Origin of the sequence: Amycolatopsis xylanica, from assembly GCF_900107045.1 — a bacterium.
Lineage (GTDB): Bacteria > Actinomycetota > Actinomycetes > Mycobacteriales > Pseudonocardiaceae > Amycolatopsis > Amycolatopsis xylanica.
The window spans coordinates 19093-37449 of sequence record NZ_FNON01000009.1; the positions used below are offsets into that span (position 1 = coordinate 19093).

Annotated in this window: 16 protein-coding genes; 5 read left to right on the forward strand and 11 right to left on the reverse strand. The window is 69.4% G+C overall.

All coding sequences use genetic code 11. The features are described from left to right. Nucleotides 1-2: 2 nt before the first annotated feature. Nucleotides 3-1028, reverse strand: coding sequence for a 6-phosphofructokinase (locus tag BLV57_RS33550; RefSeq protein ID WP_091296105.1), 1026 nt, complete (start codon nucleotides 1026-1028; stop codon nucleotides 3-5). 268 nt (nucleotides 1029-1296) lie between these two features. Here BLV57_RS33550 and BLV57_RS33555 point away from each other — a divergent pair, with 268 nt between their 5' ends. Further along, entirely contained in the window at nucleotides 1297-2373 is a 1077-nt protein-coding gene (locus BLV57_RS33555) for a 3-deoxy-7-phosphoheptulonate synthase (RefSeq protein WP_091296108.1), read from the forward strand. A 51-nt stretch (nucleotides 2374-2424) separates the two neighbouring features. Here the strand turns inward: BLV57_RS33555 and BLV57_RS43470 are convergent, their stop codons facing one another. The 4 genes from BLV57_RS43470 to BLV57_RS33570 all read right to left on the reverse strand — a co-directional run bounded on the left by BLV57_RS43470 (nucleotide 2425) and on the right by BLV57_RS33570 (nucleotide 5395). Next, nucleotides 2425-2721: a hypothetical protein gene (locus tag BLV57_RS43470; RefSeq protein WP_176968926.1), complete on the reverse strand. Its 297-nt coding sequence runs from the start codon at nucleotides 2719-2721 to the stop codon at nucleotides 2425-2427. A 46-nt stretch (nucleotides 2722-2767) separates the two neighbouring features. Then, nucleotides 2768-3985, reverse strand: a complete 1218-nt coding sequence (locus tag BLV57_RS33560) for a DNA sulfur modification protein DndB (RefSeq protein WP_245757626.1) — start codon at nucleotides 3983-3985, stop codon at nucleotides 2768-2770. Between the two features lie 133 nt (nucleotides 3986-4118). Further along, nucleotides 4119-4613 (reverse strand): polyadenylate-specific 3'-exoribonuclease AS, encoded by a 495-nt coding sequence (locus BLV57_RS33565; RefSeq protein ID WP_091296112.1) that lies wholly within the window; start codon nucleotides 4611-4613, stop codon nucleotides 4119-4121. A 20-nt stretch (nucleotides 4614-4633) separates the two neighbouring features. Continuing rightward, on the reverse strand, nucleotides 4634-5395 hold the full coding sequence (locus tag BLV57_RS33570; RefSeq protein WP_091296773.1) for a lysophospholipid acyltransferase family protein: 762 nt from the start codon (nucleotides 5393-5395) through the stop codon (nucleotides 4634-4636). A 216-nt stretch (nucleotides 5396-5611) separates the two neighbouring features. Here BLV57_RS33570 and BLV57_RS33575 point away from each other — a divergent pair, with 216 nt between their 5' ends. Genes BLV57_RS33575 through BLV57_RS33585 form a run of 3 tightly spaced genes read left to right on the forward strand, consistent with a single transcriptional unit; the run spans nucleotide 5612 to nucleotide 7981 of the window. Continuing rightward, nucleotides 5612-6379 carry an alpha/beta hydrolase gene (locus tag BLV57_RS33575; protein ID WP_091296115.1) on the forward strand — a complete coding sequence of 256 codons (768 nt, stop codon included), beginning with the start codon at nucleotides 5612-5614 and terminating at the stop codon, nucleotides 6377-6379. Beyond that, nucleotides 6376-6825 carry a hypothetical protein gene (locus BLV57_RS33580; protein ID WP_091296117.1) on the forward strand — a complete coding sequence of 150 codons (450 nt, stop codon included), beginning with the start codon at nucleotides 6376-6378 and terminating at the stop codon, nucleotides 6823-6825. Before BLV57_RS33575 ends, BLV57_RS33580 begins: the two co-directional genes overlap by 4 nt. A gap of 16 nt (nucleotides 6826-6841) precedes the next feature. After that, nucleotides 6842-7981, forward strand: coding sequence for a glutamate--cysteine ligase (locus BLV57_RS33585; RefSeq protein WP_091296122.1), 1140 nt, complete (start codon nucleotides 6842-6844; stop codon nucleotides 7979-7981). Between the two features lie 41 nt (nucleotides 7982-8022). Here BLV57_RS33585 and BLV57_RS33590 read toward each other — a convergent pair whose 3' ends face one another. From BLV57_RS33590 to BLV57_RS33600, 3 genes are read right to left on the reverse strand one after another with little or no spacing between them, the layout of a single operon-like run. Next, nucleotides 8023-8382 carry a hypothetical protein gene (locus tag BLV57_RS33590; protein WP_091296124.1) on the reverse strand — a complete coding sequence of 120 codons (360 nt, stop codon included), beginning with the start codon at nucleotides 8380-8382 and terminating at the stop codon, nucleotides 8023-8025. Beyond that, complete coding sequence (locus tag BLV57_RS33595) at nucleotides 8382-12353, reverse strand: glycohydrolase toxin TNT-related protein (protein ID WP_143047219.1); 3972 nt, start codon at nucleotides 12351-12353, stop codon at nucleotides 8382-8384. The genes BLV57_RS33590 and BLV57_RS33595 overlap by 1 nt, the downstream gene beginning before the upstream one ends. Before the next feature lie 28 nt (nucleotides 12354-12381). Next, on the reverse strand, nucleotides 12382-13440 hold the full coding sequence (locus BLV57_RS33600) for a hypothetical protein (protein WP_091296128.1): 1059 nt from the start codon (nucleotides 13438-13440) through the stop codon (nucleotides 12382-12384). Nucleotides 13441-13737: 297 nt separating this feature from the next. Between BLV57_RS33600 and BLV57_RS33605 the strand changes: the two genes are divergently transcribed. Continuing rightward, nucleotides 13738-15783 (forward strand): RICIN domain-containing protein, encoded by a 2046-nt coding sequence (locus tag BLV57_RS33605; protein WP_091296131.1) that lies wholly within the window; start codon nucleotides 13738-13740, stop codon nucleotides 15781-15783. A gap of 351 nt (nucleotides 15784-16134) precedes the next feature. Here the strand turns inward: BLV57_RS33605 and BLV57_RS33610 are convergent, their stop codons facing one another. Genes BLV57_RS33610 through BLV57_RS33620 form a run of 3 tightly spaced genes read right to left on the reverse strand, consistent with a single transcriptional unit; the run spans nucleotide 16135 to nucleotide 18343 of the window. After that, nucleotides 16135-17004 carry an NUDIX hydrolase gene (locus tag BLV57_RS33610; RefSeq protein WP_091296132.1) on the reverse strand — a complete coding sequence of 290 codons (870 nt, stop codon included), beginning with the start codon at nucleotides 17002-17004 and terminating at the stop codon, nucleotides 16135-16137. 4 nt (nucleotides 17005-17008) lie between these two features. Then, on the reverse strand, nucleotides 17009-17977 hold the full coding sequence (locus BLV57_RS33615; protein ID WP_091296135.1) for an ROK family glucokinase: 969 nt from the start codon (nucleotides 17975-17977) through the stop codon (nucleotides 17009-17011). Beyond that, nucleotides 17978-18343 carry a hypothetical protein gene (locus tag BLV57_RS33620; protein WP_091296776.1) on the reverse strand — a complete coding sequence of 122 codons (366 nt, stop codon included), beginning with the start codon at nucleotides 18341-18343 and terminating at the stop codon, nucleotides 17978-17980. Between the last annotated feature and the right edge of the window lie 14 nt (nucleotides 18344-18357).

The window sequence follows — 18357 nt, forward strand, 5'->3', positions numbered from 1 at the left end:
CTCTAGCCGAAGAAGACCTCGGCCTCTTCGTAGCGCTCGGCCGGAACCGTCTTCAGCTCGGCGGTGGCTTCGGACAGCTTCACGCGGACGATGTCGGTGCCGCGCAGCGCGACCATGACGCCGAAGTCGCCGTCGGCGACGGCGTCGACCGCGTTGAGGCCGAAGCGGGTGGCGAGCACGCGGTCGTACGCGGTCGGCGTGCCGCCGCGCTGGACGTGCCCGAGCACCACGGCGCGGGACTCCTTGCCGGTGCGGTGGGCGATCTCGTCGGCCAGCCAGGTGCCGATGCCGCCGAGGCGGACGTGGCCGAAGGCGTCCTTCTCGCCGGTGAGGAGCTTCTCCTCGCCGCCCTCGGGCAGCGCGCCCTCGGCGACGACGATGATCGGCGCGAACTCACGCTCGAAGCGGCGCTCGACCCACTTGACGACCTTGTCGACGTCGAAGTGGCGCTCCGGCACCAGGATGACGCTGGCGCCGCCTGCCAGGCCGGAGTGCAGCGCGATCCAGCCCGCGTGGCGGCCCATGACCTCGACGACCAGCGCGCGGTGGTGCGACTCGGCCGTGGTGTGCAGCCGGTCGATCGCCTCGGTGGCGATGGAGACCGCGGTGTCGAAACCGAAGGTGTAGTCGGTCGCGCCGAGGTCGTTGTCGATGGTCTTGGGGACACCGACGACGCCGACGCCGTCGTCGGTCAGCTTCTTCGCGACGCCGAGGGTGTCCTCGCCGCCGATGGCGATGAGCGCGTCGACACCCTGCTCCTTGAGCACGGCCTTGATCTTGTCGACGCCGCCGTCGACCTTGTACGGGTTGGTCCGCGACGACCGCAGGATGGTGCCGCCGCGGGTGAGGATGTCCTCGACATCGTTCAGCCCGAGCGGCTTGCTCTCCCCGGTGAGCGGCCCCTGCCACCCGTTGCGGAAGCCGACGATGTCCCAGTTGTGGACCTCGATGCCCTTGCGGACCACGGCACGGATCACCGCGTTCAGGCCGGGGCAGTCGCCGCCGCCGGTCAGCACACCGACACGCATGACAAGTCCTCCGTCTTTGTTACTCAGAGATGGCAGTCACATTTCGCCGCCAGCGTAGCGCCAGATCTCTGGATCGGTGCAGGGCGTACCACCTGGAAATCATGTCTGTGCTAGCTTGACCCCGTGCAGCGCTATTTCTGGTTTACGAAGCCGGCCCCGGGTGGGCACGGCGGCGTGAACCTGCGCTGACCTACCACCTGCCGAGCCGGAAGATCCACACCGGCTCGCAGGCTTCCGCGGGTCGGTTCACCCCGAGAGGAACCCCGCGATGACTCCCACCGCCGACACGCTGACCGCACTCGACGGCGCCCGCACCACCTCGATCAGCCCGCTGCTGTCGCCCGCCATGCTCAGGCACGAGCATCCGATGACGTCGGGAGTGGCCGATACGGTGCTCGCCGGGCGGGCGGGCGCGATCGGCATTCTCAATGGCACCGACGACCGGCTGCTCGTGGTCGTCGGGCCGTGCTCCGTCCACGACACCGAAGCGGCGCTGGACTACGCGCGACGGCTGGCTCTCAAGGCTTCGGAATTGCGCTCCGAGCTGCACATCGTCATGCGGGTCTACTTCGAGAAGCCGCGCACCACGCTGGGCTGGAAGGGCCTGATCAACGACCCGGAGCTGAACGGGACGTTCGAGGTCAACAAGGGCCTGCGGATGGCGCGCAAGCTGCTGCTGGACGTGTCGGCGCTGGGTCTGCCGGTGGGCTGCGAGTTCCTCGACCCGATCACCCCTCAGTACATCGCCGACACCGTGACCTGGGGATCCATCGGCGCGCGGACCGCGGCCTCGCAGGTGCACCGGCAGCTGTGCAGCGCGCTGTCCATGCCGGTCGGCATCAAGAACTCGACCGAGGGCGACGTCCAGGTCGCGGTCGACGCGACCAGGGCGGCGGGCGCGTCGCACGTGTTCCCCGGCATCAACACCGACGGGCTGGCCGCGCTGCTGACCACCGCGGGCAACCCGGACTGCCACGTGATCCTGCGCGGGAGCGCCGCCGGACCGAACTACGATCCGGACACGGTCTCGGACACGCTCGCCCGGCTCGCCGCGGCGGGGCTGCCGGAGCGCGTGATCATCGACGCGAGCCACGGGAACAGCTCGAAGGACCACGTGCGGCAAGGTGAGGTCGTCCGGGAGATCGCTGCCCGGCTCGCCTCGGGCGAGCGCGGCATCGCCGGGCTGATGATGGAGAGCTTCCTGGTCGGCGGGCGCCAGGACCTCTCGCTGGGCCACGCCGCCGACCTCACCTACGGCCAGTCGATCACCGACGCCTGCATGGACTGGGACACCACAGCGTCCCTTTTGGACACCCTCGCCGCCGCCATAACCTCCCGCCGCTGAAAGACTCGTGCGCGTTGCGGGCGGTTAGAACCGCCCGCAACGCGCACGAGCTCACTTCCGTCGGCCACGGGTGCCCTTCCATCGACTCAAGGCGACCCCTCCCAACGCCATTGAAGAACCACCGCCGACGAGACTCGCGGCATAAAGTGGCGACAAGACCGCGAGAGCCACAATCAAGGCCGCCACGATGAGCAATCCGCCCAAGGCGATCAGCCCAAGCCAACGCGCCAGCCTCAAGGCGTTCGCGGTGCGTTCCTGATCCGCGACGACATATCCCAGCCAGCCGTGCGGATGCTCGGGTTCCCGACGCGTCACCATCGCGTCCTCCGCCGGCCCGTTACCGGCCACCTCGGCAAGATCACCAGACTCGCCATGACAGAGCTACCTTGTCCCGTCAGATGCCGAGTGCCTCGTGAACGGCCTTGGCCGCGACTGTGACCGGTCCGCGCTGCGTGGAGATCTTGTTATCACCGGAGATGATGTTGTTCTGCCAAATCTCCGCCTTGCGCCGCCAATCGATCTTCGTCGCCAGCTCGAAGCACCGCTCGCGGCGCAACGCGTCAGAGGGCTCCTTGAGAATGTGAAAGCCCATGCGGCCGATGATGTTGAGCCCTGTCGCGGTCATGTTGACGTACTCGGCGCGGAAGTCTGGGATCTGGTTCGCCACGGCCCCGCTGCGCGGCAGGCCGACGATCGTGGACCACGGATGCATGTGTTCGGTCAAGACATCGAGCAACAACAGCGCTTCCCGGACGAATTCTTTTTGTTCGTCGGCACTCCCCAGCCGGATCATGGCCTGCCGGGTAAGGCTCTCTTCGCTCATGGCGTAGTCGCCGAAAAGCAGCTCTTTAACAAAGCCTCGAACCTGGTTGAGAAGGAAAACGTGCTGCGACAGCTTGGGAAGCGTCTTGGAAGTCTCGTCGATCCGCCCATTGAACAGTTTCGAGCCCTCCGTGATCTCAGCGAGCACACGGTTGACGGGCTGACGAGTGTTGTATACAGCCAAGAGACTCGGCGGGATCTGCTTGGTCTTCGCCGCGTCCGCGAAGTCCTGCCGGATGCGCGCCCTGTCCGTCTCGATAACGATCAGGACCGCCATGGCGTCGGAATCAAGGTCCTGCACCTCATCCAGCGCCCCTGATGCTCCCGACCGCCCCGCGGGGTACCCCGTCAGTGCGGCGATCCGATGCTGACCATCGGTGACGAAGAATCGGGTCGCGTCATGGACGACCAGATAACCCAAGCGAGTGGGCGCACCCGGGCTTCGCTGCACATGTAGCGATGGGTACTTGTCCACGTTCAACGTGACGGGCGGCAGTATGTAGTCGTCGCGATTGGCGACCACGTACTCCTTGATCGCCTTCGCGTGGTCCGGCATGAGCGGGCGATTCAGGTTCTCGCGCGCGCTGCTTCCCTTTGTCGCCGAATCGGCTACCACCTGCCGCTGGATGAACGGATTGGGGAACGCGGTCGACACCATCGTGCGACGCCCCTGCTTGAACACGGTGCAAGGAAAGATCCGGCCACCGACGGCCGCAGCCTCACGACTCGCCGCCTCCATGGCCGCCAAGATGTCGTCGTGCTCGAGAGCACCTTCAAAGTCGTTGACCAAAGTCGGCCTCCCTTGCCACATGTGCCAGCCTCTGCAACTGACACGAGGCGCGTAAGGCTATAGGCATGCACGCGTAAGCGGTTCACCGACACGCGTAAAACGTGCAGATATGCGCGTAAGGGGACGAAGCGGCTTAGCCGCGGCGGCGCTTCCAGACCTCCTCGATGACCTGCCAGCGCTCGTAGTTGTGGCGGGCGTCGGCGAGGGCGTCGTGGGCGTCGGTCGGGGCCGGGGGGAGCTTGGGCTTGTTGACGTCTTCCCAGCGCTGGCGCAGGTCGCGGGTGAAGCGGGGCAGCTGGCGCGGGAGGGCGGGCATCGGGCCCCAGAGCTGGGCGAGCGCGACGTGGTCGTAGGCCGCGAACCAGGCCCAGAGCTCGATGCCGCCCGGGGGCTTGCCGAAGAACTCCAGCAGGTCCTCGCGGATGCGCTCACGGCTGCGCCAGGCCTTGTCGGCGGGCGAGGGCAGCTTGGGGAGGACGTTGTCGCGCACCCAGGCGCCGGCCTTGGCCGGGTCGAAGTCGGTCGATACCGCGTAGAACTCCCGGCCCTGCTCGTCCACGACACCGATCGACACCAGGTCGATCGTCAAGCCGTCCTCGATGAACTCGGTGTCGTAGAAAAATCGCACCGGGCGACCCTAATGGGCGACTAGCCGACCTTTGTCTGGGGTACCCGATCCGCTTCCAGAGCCGACGGCTGCGCCGGGACCTTGGGGCTCACACCCGCGGCTTCGGCGGCCAGCAGTTCCTTGGCCTTGGCCGCGTAGATGTCGACGTACTCCTGGCCGGAGAGCTCCATCAGGGCGTACATGATCTCGTCGGTGATCGACCGCTCGATGAACCGGTCGCCCGCGAGCCCCTCGTAGCGCGAGAAGTCGAGCGGCTTGCCGAAGCGGATCTCCAAGCGCATCGGGCGCCACATCTTGGAGCCGATCGGGTTGACCTTGTCGGTGCCGATCATCGCGACCGGGACCACCAGGCCGCCGGACTCCAGCGCGATGCGGGCGACGCCGGTCTTGCCCTTGTAGAGGCGCCCGTCCGGGGAGCGGGTGCCCTCGGGGTAAATGCCGAGCAGGTTGCCCTCGCGGACGAGCCTGGTCGCGGTGTCGAGCGCGGCCTGCGCGGCGTTGCCGCCTGAGCGGTCGATCGGGATCTGGCCGACGCCGGTGAAGAAGGCCTTCTTGAGCTTGCCCTTGATGCCCGGCTCGGTGAAGTACTCGGACTTGGCCGGGAAGGTGACCATGCGCTTGACCCGCAGCGGCATGAAGAACGAGTCGGCGACCGCGAGATGGTTGCCTGCGAGGATGACACCACCGGTCTCGGGGATGTTCTCCGCGCCGACCACCTTGGTCGGCCACAGCAGCTTGAGCAGCGGGCCTAAAAAGACGTTCTTCATCAACCAGTACAGCACCGCGACATGTCCTCCGAGCAGCTCGTTCCGGGTCGACCCGATCAACAAGGTTACGAACCACGACCGGGCATGCACAACGCCTGGTACCCGGTTGCGGCGGACAGCGATCGATCTCACACCGATCCTATGCCATTCTCCAGTGCGGCCGGGGGCCCACAACGCGGCCCGGCCGTGCGAACATAGACGTCCCCACAAGCACAGACGGAAGGCGATCGCATGACGGTGCTCGCCGGCGCGGAACCGTTCTCACACACCGGTTCGACCGAAGTCGGGGTACTGCTGTGCCATGGGTTCACCGGCACACCGGGCAGCCTTCGCGCCTGGGGCGCGCACCTGGCCGAAGCCGGGTTCACCGTGCGCTGCCCGCTGCTACCCGGGCACGGCACGGTCTGGCAGGACATGAACCGGACAGTGTGGACCGATTGGTACGAAGCGGTCCGCACCGAGCTGCTGGAGCTGCTCGGCACCTGTGACTCCGTGTTCGTCTGCGGCCTGTCCATGGGCGGCACGCTCAGCCTGCGCCTCGCCCAGGAGTTCGGCAACCGGATCGCCGGGATCGTGCTGGTGAACCCCTCGGTGACCACGCTGCGCTGGGACGCCAAGTTCGGCCCGCTGCTGGCGGCGGTGCTGCCGTCGGTGCCCGGCGTCGGCAACGACATCAAGAAGCCCGGCGAGACCGAGATCGCGTACACCCGCACGCCGGTGCGCGCCGCGGTCAGCCTCGGCAAGCTCTGGAAGCTCGTCCGCGCCGACCTGCCCAAGGTGACCCAGCCGCTGCTGCTGCTCCACTCGGCCGTCGACCACATCGTGGAGCCGGTGAACTCGCAGATCATCCTCGGCGCGGTCGGCAGCGAGAACGTCACCGAGGTGGTGCTCGAGAACAGCTACCACGTGGCCACGCAGGACAACGACGCCGAACTGATCTTCGAGCGTAGTGTCGAATTCGTGCGCAGTGTTCGTGAGGCGGGGGTCGACGCGACATGAGCAGGGGCAAGGACGGACCCGAGGACGTCGACGCCACCTTCGCGGAGATCGTGGCCGATCTGCGCGCCGAGGGCGTCGGGCTGCTCGACGAGGAGCCCGAGCCGGTCGAGCCGGAGGAGAAGAAGGCTCCCGACCGTGGCTGGCGCGGTGGCGGCACCGAGTGGGACGCCACCATGTTCGGCGACGATCCGTCCGGCGACAACGAGCACTACGTGCCCCCGGAGCCGCCGCCGCTGCCGAGGCCGCGCAAGGGCGCGTTCATCGTGCTGCTGTTCTTCGTGATCGGCCTGGTGCTGCTGATCTGGCCGAACGTGCTCGGCCTGGGCACCACACTCGCCACGCCGCTGGGCATCCTTTCGCTGGCGACCGCGATAGCCTTATTGCTTCTGCGCGTGAGACAGGGTCCGCCTGACGGCGCCGATCCGAACACGGGCGCCCAGGTCTGAGCCACTAGGAAACCCAGTGCACATCGAGTTCAGCCCCTCACGCCGATCGACGGTCGGCGCCGAGTGGGAGCTGGCCCTTGTCGACCGCCGCACCGGCGAACTCGCCTCCGTGGCCGAGCGCATCCTGGAGCAGGTCCGCCCCGACGGCCAGGACGAGCATCCCAAGATCAAGCAGGAGCTGCTGCTCAACACCGTCGAGATCATCACCGGCATCTGCGACACCATCGGCGAGGTCAAGGCCGACCTGGCCGACTCGCTGGAGCTGGTGCACAAGGTCTGCGACCCGCTGGGCGTCGAGCTGTTCTCGGCCGGGTCGCACCCGTTCTCGACCTGGTACCAGCAGAAGGTCACCGACAAGGAGCGGTACGCGAAACTGATCGACCGCACCCAGTGGTGGGGCCGTCAGATGCTCATTTACGGCGTCCACGTGCACGTCGGCCTCGATCACCGCGACAAGGTGCTGCCGGTGCTCGACGCGCTCCTCAACTACTTCCCGCACCTGCAAGCGCTTTCGGCGTCTTCGCCGTACTGGGGTGGTGAGGACACCGGGTACGCCTCCAACCGGGCGCTGATGTTCCAGCAGCTGCCGACCGCGGGGCTGCCGTTCCAGTTCCGGAAGTGGACGGAGCTGGAGAACTACGTCGACGACATGTTCGTCACCGGCGTCATCGACCACTTCTCGGAGATCCGCTGGGACATCCGGCCCGCGCCGCACTTCGGCACCATCGAGATGCGCGTGTGCGACGGCCTGCCGACGCTGGAGGAGGTCGCCGCGATCGCCGCGCTGACCCAGTGCCTGGTCGACGACTTCAGTGCCCGCCTCGACGACGGCGAGATCCTGCCGACCATGCCACCGTGGCACGTCCAGGAGAACAAGTGGCGCGCCGCCCGCTACGGCACCGACGCGGAGATCATCCTGGACGCGGCCGGGCGCGAACGCCTGGTCACCGATGATCTGCTCGACCTGCTGGACCGGCTGGAGCCGGTCGCGCGGCGGCTGGACTGCGTCGAGGAGCTGCGCTCGGTCGAGCACATCCTGCGGGTCGGGCCGAGTTATCGGCGTCAGCGCGCGGTCGCGCAGAGCTGCAACGGCAGCCTGAAGGCCGTGGTCGCCTCGCTGATCTCGGAGATGCGGACCGGACTGCCGAGGTCGTGAGTGGTATGGCCGGTTAGAACCGGCCATACCACTCACGAGTCCTAGTGCTCGGCGTCGTAGCGAGCCTTGCGCTCCCGCAGGTCACGGAGGTTTTCCGCCTGGATCCGCTCGTTGAGCAGACGAGCCGCCTCCGCCTCCTCCGGCGTGAGACGCACGGGCTCCGGCGCCTTCCAAGTGAGCAGGTCGTACATATAGCGGCAGGCCGCGTCCTCGGTGTCGAAGGACTGCCGCGGCGTGTTCACGCCTCGCTCCCGCACCCCGACCGTCCACCCGGCGCCATCGGCCTCGAGATAGACGGCGCTGTCGTGCAACGGGCCGTCGGCCTGCTTGCCGGGGAAGTGATACGACCTGGGATCGACCCCGGCCTTGGCCAATTCCCCGGCGAGCTGCTCCAGGTTCACTAGAAGATCTCCTTGAGGTAGCCGAGGTCGATGAGATCGGTGACGGACTTCGCGACCTGGAACTGCAGGCCACCGCCTGGCTGCCCGAACGCCGGAGCGATCTGGCTGACATCCGCCGCACCGGCGGCGGGATCCCAGTCCTTGAGCCAGATGTAGCGATGGTAGCCAGCGGTGAGGTTGGTCGGCGGGATGGCGCGCTGCTCGTAAGGCACCCCGTCCGGGGAGAGATTCTTCCCTCTCGGCTCGCCGAAGCGATCCCAGATCTCGCCCTTCACCGGCCGGTACGCCTTCAGTGTGCCGGGCACCTGGCCGTAGTTCGGCGCCGCATCGGACCACTTCCATTCACCCGTGCCGGTATAGCCCCCGGTGGGATCCCAGTACTTCCGGACCATGTCCTCGGCGCTGAGCTTCTCGAACGGCTTCCAGTTCTTCATCATCGCGGCGGGGATGTTCGCCGGGATGGTCTTCGGCCCGAGCACACCACGGGCGTCCAGCTCGGCGACCAGCTTGTTGAGCGCCGCTTTGTCGGCAGCGGCCTGCACGGCGGCGACCGTCTGCCTGATCACGTTCGCGAGATCGGCCGGCAGGGTTTCGGTGATCAGCTTGCCGAGGCTGACCCCGCCCTTCTCGGCGATGAACGTGCCGAGCGTCGGCGCGCCGACCTCCTCGAGTGCCTTGAGGAAGCCCTGGACGGTGGTCCCGCTGAGCACCTTCGACAGCGGGATCGCGCCGAAGGTGGCGACCATCTCGGTGAACTTGGCCGCGCCGATCTCCAGCGCGCCCTTGGTGAGCAGTGAGCCGATCTGCTTGGCGGCGGTGGCGCCGAGCGCCGCGGCCGCCTCGCCGATGCCCTTGCCGACGCCCTCGCCGATCTTGAGGCCGCCACCGCCAGGGATGAAGAACGTGCCGATGTCGACCACGAGCATGCCCATGGCCTTCTGCGGGTTCTTCCCGAACTCCGAGGCGTGCACCAGCTCTTCGGGGTGGGCCAGCATCTGCCCGAAGCCGTCCACAATGGACTGACAGGCCTCCGATTTGCTCGGCACCGCACCGGTCGGGGTCGACGGGCCGCCCGCGCACATCGCCAGCGACCAGATGCCGAAGCCGAGGTTGACGATCTCGTCGAGCGCACCGCCGACGAGCGGCGCCTTTTCGGTGATGTGCTTGTCGATCCACTCCTGGACGTCGCGGACCCACTGGGTGCGCTCGGCCTCGCGGACCTTCGGGACGAGCGCGCCGAGCTTGTCGGCCTGGTCGCGCATGAGCTGCGCGAGCGGGCCGATCTTGTCGGAGATGGCCTGCGCCTTGGTCGCCGCCTCGTCGGCCTGCTTCAGCGCGCCCTCGGCCGCAGCGGCCGCGCTGTTGGCGGTGCCCGCGTCGCTCAGTGCCTGGTTGTAGGCCTGCCTGGCGACGGCGGCGTCGTTCGAGGCCGCCATGGCCACGCCGTGTGCCGCGGCCGCGTCCTGGCGGGCCTGGGCGTCGGCGTACCCGGCGCGGCGGGCCGCGTCACCGGCGGCGGCCGCGTCGAAGCTCGCCGCGCGGGCGGCCTTGACCGCCACCTCGGCCGACCGGACCGCGTTGGACGCGGACTGCGCGGCGGCAGCGGCGGCCTGGTACGCGGGCGCGATCTCGCCCAGTGCCCGTGACGCGGCGTCCGCCGCCTCGCGGGCGGCCTGCTCGGCCTGATCGGCGTGCTTCTGCGCGGCCGCGGACTGGTCCTGGCCGATCGCCAGGGCGCTGGCCGCGACGTCGGCGGCGAGCGCCGCGTCGGAGTCGGTCTCGGCCAGCGCACCCGCCAGGTTGAGTGCCTCGGCGGCGGGTGCGGCGATGCCCGCCGAAGCGACCTTCGCGGCGAGTGAGGCTCGACCGGCGATCTTCGCCTGGACGCTCGCGGTGGCCGCGTCGTTGACAGCGGCTTCGGCCTCGGCCTTCGTCAGCTCCGCGTCGGACTTGGCCTGCGCGGCCTCCTCCAGCGCGGCCTGCGCGAGGTTGCCCGCCGCCTGCGCGTCGGTGTTGGCGTTGACGGCCTCGGTGTTGGCGCGGTCCGCTTCGGACCGGGCACGGACGGCCTCGTCGTGGGTCTTCTTGGCCTCGCGGGACGCGGTCGCCGCTTCGGCCCTCGCCTGCGCGGCGGCCGCGCTCGCGCGAGCCGATTCGGCGCCGGCGTTGGCGGCCGCGATGTTGGCGGCGGTCGCCTCACCGCGGGACCGCTCGGAGAACGGGCGGGCGAGGTTGACCTCGTCGCGGGCGCGCCGGGCTTCGTTGGCCGCCGTCTCCGCCTCCGGCGTGCCCGCCTTGGCCGCCGCGGCCGCGTCGGCGGCGGCCTGCTTGAACTCGGCCGACTTGAGCGCGTCGAACGCCTTCTGCGCCCGCTCCCCCGCGTCGGCGGCCTTGTTGGCGGCGTCGACGAACCGGTTGCCCGCGCCGACCGCGTTGTTCTGCGCTTCGATCGCCTTGTTGGCGTGGCCGATCGCGAGGTCCTGCTGCTCGATCGCGCGCCGGGTCGCGGCGTTGGCGGCGCCAGCCTGCGCGATCGCGTTGGACATGGCCTGCTGGGCGATCGCGCGCTGCGTGCGTGCGCGGTTCAGCGCGGCACGCGCCTTCGCCGCGTGCGCCCATGCGTTCTTCTCGGCCTGCTCGGCCTTGAGACGCGCGTCGTGCGCGTTGGCCGCGGCGACCTGGGCTGCCGCTGCCTGCGCGGCCGCGGCGACCTCCAGCTCGTGTGCCTGACGGGCGTGTTCCTGGGCGGACTCGCGGTACCGCTTGGCGTTGTCGGCGTGCGCCTGCGCGTTGGCGTTGGCGTCGAGTGCCAGGCTGGCCGCCTCGGTCGCTTCCGCCGCGTGCCAGGCGGTTTCGGCGGCCTTGACGCCCGCCTGCGCGGCGGCCGAGACGGCCTTGGTGACCTGGACCCAGCCGATGCCCTGGGTCAGCCCGGTGTCCCTGAGCTGCTGGGCGGCCGAGTCGGACAGCAGCGCCTGAGTGTTCGCCTCTTTCGCGGCGGCGGTGGCGCTGTCGAACTGACGCTTGGCCTCGGCGGTCAGCCCGGCCAGTTCCTGGGCTCGGCCACGGTGCCCGGAAGCTCGGCCCGGCTTGTCCTCTTCGAAGATCTGGTCGGCGCGCTTGGCCGCCTGGTTGGCGAAGCCCATCGCGGCCGAGGTGTCGGTCAGCGACTTCACGGCCTGGACGCTGGACTTCAGGATCTGCGCGCGTGCGGTCGACGCGCGCGCCGAGCGGTCGGCGAGATCCTGCAGGTCCTGCAGCGCCTTGTTCCTGGCCGCCTGCGCGGCTTCGATGGCGGCGCGGGCGTCGGCGTCGCGCTTGTTCGCCTCGGTGTAGCCGGTGGTGAAGAACGCCTCGATGACGGCGGCGTCACCACTGTCCAAAGCGGCCTGACCGGCGACCTGGACCTCCGGGCCGCCATGGGCGACCATGTCGGCGACGCGGGCCTTGATGCGCTCGGCCTTCGCCGCGGCGTCCTCTGTGGACTTGCGGTCCTCGGTGTCGGCGAGGTCCTTGCCGAACGCGACGAAGTCGGCGATCTTCTTGTCATCGTTGGTGCGCAACACTTCCAGCGCACGCTGACGCGCGATCGGGCCAGCGGTCTTGGACCACTCGGTGACCTTCGCGCGGTTCTCGGCCGCGACGCGCTTCTTGCGCTCGGCGGCCGCCTTCTTGGCGAGCTCGTCGCCGGTTTCGAGGTACTCGCGGATCTTCGCCGGGTCGTTGGTCGCCAGCGCGGCGCGCGCGGCGTCCCGGACCTCGAAGTCCTCGGCGTGGTCGGCGATGTCCTGGACGAGTTCGCGGTTGAACGCGTCCTCGTCGTCGATCGGCGCCGCGGGCGGCGGGGTCTGGGACGTGGTCGGCGCGGGCGGCTCGACGGCAACGGCGGGAGTGGTCAGCCCGGCGAGCAACGCCAGGCTGAGCAGAACCGCCAGCGCGGGGGCGAACCCGCGTCTTAGTTGGCTACGCATAAGGAAAGTACTCCAAGAAGTGTGCGGGTCAGCGTGAGGTCGCGACGCGGGTCTCGGCGGCGCGGGCGGAGTCGAGCAGCGCGGTCCACTGGCGCGCCTGCGCCTCGGCCCACTCCTGCTCGCCTCGCCAGGCGCCGCCGGTGGCGCCTGCCTGATCGGAAACGCCCTGCCAGTTCTGCGCGGTGGTCGCCGTCCTGGCGAACTCCACGACGGCACGCCAGGACGCGGCCTGCGTGGCGGCACGGGTGCGCTCGGCGTCCCAGCCCTGCTGGGCGGAGGTGGCGAGGCCCGAAACGTCACGCCAGGCGCGCAGCGCGTCCTCACGGGCCTTGTCGACCAGCGCGGCGTCGGCGTTGGCAAGCGCGGTTTCCGCCTGCTCGGCGAGCCGCACGAGCGTGGTGACCTGGTGCTGCCACACGGCGTCGCGGTCGGAAACCCTTACCCGGTGGGCTTCCGTGTCACCTCGGGCCGCGGTCGACCAGCCGTAGGCGAAGAAGTCGGCGAGCTCGGCGTCTCCCCGGCAGGCCACGGCCGCCGCGGCGCGGACCCAGTCGCCGGGATCGTTCGCCGCGAGCGAGGCGACGTAGTCACGGTCGGCCTGCGCCTGCTTGGCCACCTCGATTTCGTGCCGGGTGGTGGTGTCCGCGTCCTGCGCGGCGGCCACGTCCCAGCCGGTGGCGACGAAGTACTCCTTGTCACTGAAGGTGCCCCGGTCGGCACGCACCGCGGCGGCGTTGACCGCGGGCGACGATTTCGGCGTGGTGGTCGCCAGCACCCGCTTGACGATCTTGTCGTCGGTGGCGAGCCGCTGCTCGTGGCGTGCCTTCGCCTTCGCGAGACCGCCACCCGGCGCCAGGAACGCCTCGATGGCCGCGTCGCCGCCGCGCCAGGCGTTCCAGGCCGCGGCGACCACGTCGGGCCGCGCGTCGGTGTCGGCGTAGCGCCGGACCGCGGCCTTCTTCCACGCGGGCAGCGCGGCCGTGACGCTCACGCCGGTCACCGGATCGGCGGCGAAGGCCGGTGCCGTCGCGAGGCCGGCGCCGAGCACGGCGAGCAGCGCGACGGCCGCGACCGATCGCTTGTCCATGAATGAATCCCCCTAGCAGGTGTGAAATTGTCGCGCGGATCACGGATCCGCCCCCAGACCCCAGTAAAGAAAATGCGCGCCGAGAGCGCGAGCAGATCCAACCTCACGGCCCCCGCCGGAAGCAAGCGGGTGACTACTTTAGTCGGTGAAGCCCATCACATCACTTGCCCGATGCCGTCACCGCGTGCGAATGTTCCGCTCAGTTCTGGGGAAGACTGTGCCATCCGACGCTGCCCGCACGCTGCGGATGATCACGGTGCGGAATCGTTTGATTTCATGACTGGGGAGTAACGCGTAATGCGTAATTCGAGAATGCACATTACGGCGGGCGTCGCCACGCTCGCCGTGCTGGCGTCGGCACTCGGCGGCGGCGTCGCGGTGGCCGCGCCCGCCGTCACCACCGCCGCGTCGGCGCCCGCCGCGGCCGCCGACGCGCCGCTGGAGCAGTCGACCGTCGACGAGAAGATGGCCGCGGCCGACGCCGTCGGCATCACGCTGACCCCGAGCACGTTCAGCATGAACGACACCAACTTCGTGCTCGCGCTATGGCGCAAGGCCGAAGAGGGCAGCGAGGTCAAGAACGCCGCGCTGGCCGCGTTCGGCAGCGAGGACTCGTACGCGCCGACCCGGTTCATCAAGACCGGCATCTACCAGGCGTACGCGCTCGACCTCAAGCGCATCGCCGCGCGCGAAAAGGAACGCAAGGCCAGGATGGAAGCGCGGCAGAGCGCCGTCGCGCAGGTGCCCGGCTGGAAGCCGGCCGCCGACATCTATGACGTTTCCGACAAGGATTTCGTTTTCGCCGTCTGGCAGAACGCGAAAGACGGTTCCCAGGTGAAAGCCGGGGCCGCCGCGGTATTGCGCCCCGAGAACGCGACGCCCGAAGCATTGCTGAAGTTCATCATCACCGATATCAAAACCCTGCGCGATCTCGACCGCCAGAAGGAAATCGCGGACGCCGAAGAACAAAAGCGCAAGGAAGCCGAAGCCAAGGCGAACAAGGAAGCCAGGGAAGCCGCCGCGCCCGCCGCGCTGAACGTCCCGGCCGACGCCTCGATGCTCGCGATGTCCGACCGCGACTTCGCCGACCTGATCTACCGCAAGACCGAGGGCACCGAGGTCAGGCTGGCCGCGCGCGCCGCGCTCGACAGCACCGACCCGAAGGCCGTGCACGACTTCATCTTCACCGGCGTGCACGCCGCGCACCAGCGTGACATCGACATCGCCAACGCCAAGGACCGCGAGGCCAAGCTGCGCCAGGTCCAGGAGATCCTGGACAACGCCCAGCGCGACGGCTTCCAGCCGAACCTGGTCGCCGCCGCCAAGGAGGCGCTGAAGAACCCGACGCTGACCGTGCTCACCGAGTTCCTCGCGAAGGGCCAGCACGAGGCCGCCAAGCTCGACTTCGCCAAGCCCAAGGAGGGCATGGTCATCGAGCTGAAGGGCCTGCAGTCCGGCCGCTGCCTCCAGACGGCGGGCTACTGGGACCAGCCGCACCAGGGCGCGAACGCCAACGGGGCGGGCACCGAGCTGTGGGACTGCGTCACCGGCATCAAGCAGCGCTGGGTCCTGCACGACCGCGGCGGCAAGTACCAGCTGGAGAACGTCAGTTCCCTGAGGTGCCTCACCGTCGGCGGCAGCGTGAACAACAACGACATGCTCGTGCAGTGGGACTGCGACCCCGCCGACACCGCCCAGCTGTGGGAGTTCGTGCCGGTCGGCGACAACGGCATGTTCGAGCTGCGCAACGTCAAGAGCGGCAAGGCGGCCTCGGTGCTGAACGGCGGCACCGAGAACGCGGCGCTGGTCGTGCAGTACACCAACACCCACGCGAGCAACCAGGCCTGGCGCCTCGTCGATGTCAACCACAACTCCCGCACGCTGGAGATGCCGACCGGCGAGGTCTACCTCAAGGGCCTGCAGTCCACCCGCTGCCTGCAGATGGCGGGTTACTGGGACCAGCCGAACCAGGGCGCGAACGCCAACGGCGCCGCGGCCGAGCTGTGGGACTGCATCGGCGGCGCCGTGAAGGAGCGCTGGGTGCTGGCCGACGCGGGTGACCACAAGTACACGCTGAAGAGCGTCAACTCGGGCAAGTGCCTCGACGTCTCGGGCTCCCGCGCGGTCAATGGCACCCCGGTCGTCCAGTGGGACTGCCACGGCGGCGCGAACCAGCAGTGGGTGTTCTACGCGGGCCGGAACGGCGCGGTCAAGATGGTCAGCGCGCAGACCGGGGGCGCGGTCACGGTGCTGAACGCGGCCACGCACAACGGCGCGCTCGTCCAGCAGTTCGCCGACAGCAACGGCGACGAGCAGCTGTGGACGCTCCTGCCCAAGCTGTAAACATTCACGAGCGTTGCCTGAACCAGGCCCACGCTCGCCGGGCATCGCACAAAAGCCCCGTTTGTCACGCTCAAGGTGACGAACGGGGCTTTTGTGCGATGGCGTGTGAAGTGAGGGGCCGTTGGGTGCGTAGTAAGCACTCGGGGCACCCTCACCGCGCGATCAGCTGAGGGCTGTGCGAGTGGTAACTCTGCTGCGTCTAACGGAGCGGAGTTACCACTCGCGCACACCTTTTCGTCCGCTGGCTGCGGTTGATCAACCCGTTTGCTCGGCCAGGGCGAGGTGCCTGAGGAGGAAATGCGTCGTTCAACGCCCCAAATCCTCCTCAGTCAAGCTGCTTGTCTTGTGTGCTCACGAGCCTCGGCCGAGTAAGGCCAAGAGGGCGCCCGGTCCCAGGACCGAGGCGCCCTCTGCCGTCACCCGGGCCTTGAGTTCGCGGTCGGCCGTGACCACGACGACGTGGTCCTGCGGCCGCGAGGTGACCGACTCCCGCGCCACCTCGACGATCTTCGAGTCGCCATCGCTGGGCGCCGCGACAACCGCGACCTCGTCGACCCGCTCCACGCCTCGCGCCTGGCCTTCGACGACCAGGATGACGCGCGGCCACCACGTCCAGTCGCCGTCCATCGGCAGGCCGGCGTCAGCGGCGGAAATCCCTGACACGGCAAGGCGGGCGAGTTTGTCGCGGAGCCTGACGGCCGCGCCGTGGCGGTCGCGCCACCAGCCGTCGGGGCGGGAGCCGACGACGTTCGCGCCGTCGACGATCAGGACCAGCTCACGGCCCACCTGCGAGTGCAGCGAGGGCCAGGCGAGCGCGAAATCCTTGTGCAGCCGGTAATCCGTGACCTTCGGCGGCGGCACCCAGGCCAGCTCCGAGCTTTCCGAGTTGGCGACGCGCTCGTTGACCGGCTTCGTGACCGTCGCCAATACCGTGGTGTAGCGCCAGTTTCCATGGTCCACTGTGGACTGGCAGGCCAGGTTCAAGGCGTCGGCCGGGATCTCGGCTTCTTCCCAGGCCTCGCGGATCGCCGTGTCACGCGGGTGCTCCCCCGCCTCCACCGCGCCGCCGGGGATCGCCCAGGTGCGGCCGTGGTGCACCCACCACGCGCGCCGCTGGAGCAGGACGCCTCGTTCGGGATCGGTCAGCAGCAGCCCGGCCGCGCCGTGACGCCCCCAGTGCCGATGGCCGTGACCACAGCGCACGAAACCGTTGGCGTCCATGGCCTCAGCCTGTCACACCGACCTGCCGCTCGGCAGCCTCCTCGAAGGCTACGGCCGCGGCGCCGACCAGCGCCGTGTCGGCGCCGAGCTGCGCGGTGCGGATCCGGGCCAGCGGGCGGTGGCCCGCGCCGGTGATGAGACCCGAGTAGTGCTCGCGGGCCTCGTCGAGGAACAGCGGGGCCGACTCGGACACGCCGCCCGCGATCACCATGACCTCGGGGTCGAACACGTCCGCGACCAGCGCGAGGCCCTCGCCGAGCCACTTCGCCAGCTCGGCGAGCGCGCGCTGGGCGACCGGGTCGCCGTCGCGGGCGGCGCCGGCGACGCGCCTGCCGGTGACCGAGCCGGGGTCGCCCGCGGTCTCCCTGGCCAGCACGGTCGACCGGCCGGGATGCCTGGCGAGCAGCTCGACGGCGGTCGCCGCGAGCGCCGTCCCGCTGCAGTAGCGCTCCCAGCAGCCGTACTTCCCGCACGGGCACGCGCGCCCGCCGGGCACCACGGTCAGGTGGCCGAGCTCGGGGGCGACGCCGTGCGCGCCGCGGTAGATCTTGCCGTTCAGCAGCAGCCCGGCGCCGATTCCCGTGCCCAGCGCCACCAGCACGGCCACGCTCGACCCGCGCGCGGCGCCGAAGCGGTGCTCGCCGACGGCCGCGGCGTTCGCGTCGTGCTCGAGGGTGACCGGCAGGCCGACGCGCTTGGCGATGCGGTCGCCCACCGGGGCGCCGCGCCAGGCGAGATGCGGCGCGAACATGACCGATCGGCGATCCGAGGCCACGAACCCGGCGACGGCGAGGCCGACGGCCGCCACCTCGTGCCGGTTGCGCAGATCCTCGATCACCCCGGCGATCGCGTCTTCGAGCGCGTTCTCGCCACTCGGGGTGGCCACCCGGCAGGTGTCCAGCAACGAACCCTGCTCGTCGACCACCCCGGCGCGCACGCTGGTCCCGCCGACATCAACACCTATCGCCAGCACTCAGTTCTCCCGATCCGGCTGCCACTCGTCCCGTCTGCGCACGGCGATGTGCTGTACCCGGACGGACGGTACTGGATCATCATGCGCGGCTCCCGGCTTGGCCGCCGGTTGGAAGCCGGGCATGTGCACGCCGCCCTCGGGCTCCCACCGGTCCGCCAGCACGGCCCTGAGCAGCGCGATCAGCTGCGCGGCCTGCTCCATGAGCTTGGCGGCGAACTCGGGCCGCTCCCCCTTGACCACGGCGACGAGCGCGCACAGCGGGCACCACCCGCAGTCGCCCGCCTCGTGCGGCTTCTGCTCGGTTTCGGGGCCGTGACCCGCGGAGATGATCCCCTCCAGCCACGGCGCCGCGCGTTCGATGACCATCTCGACGAGCAGCC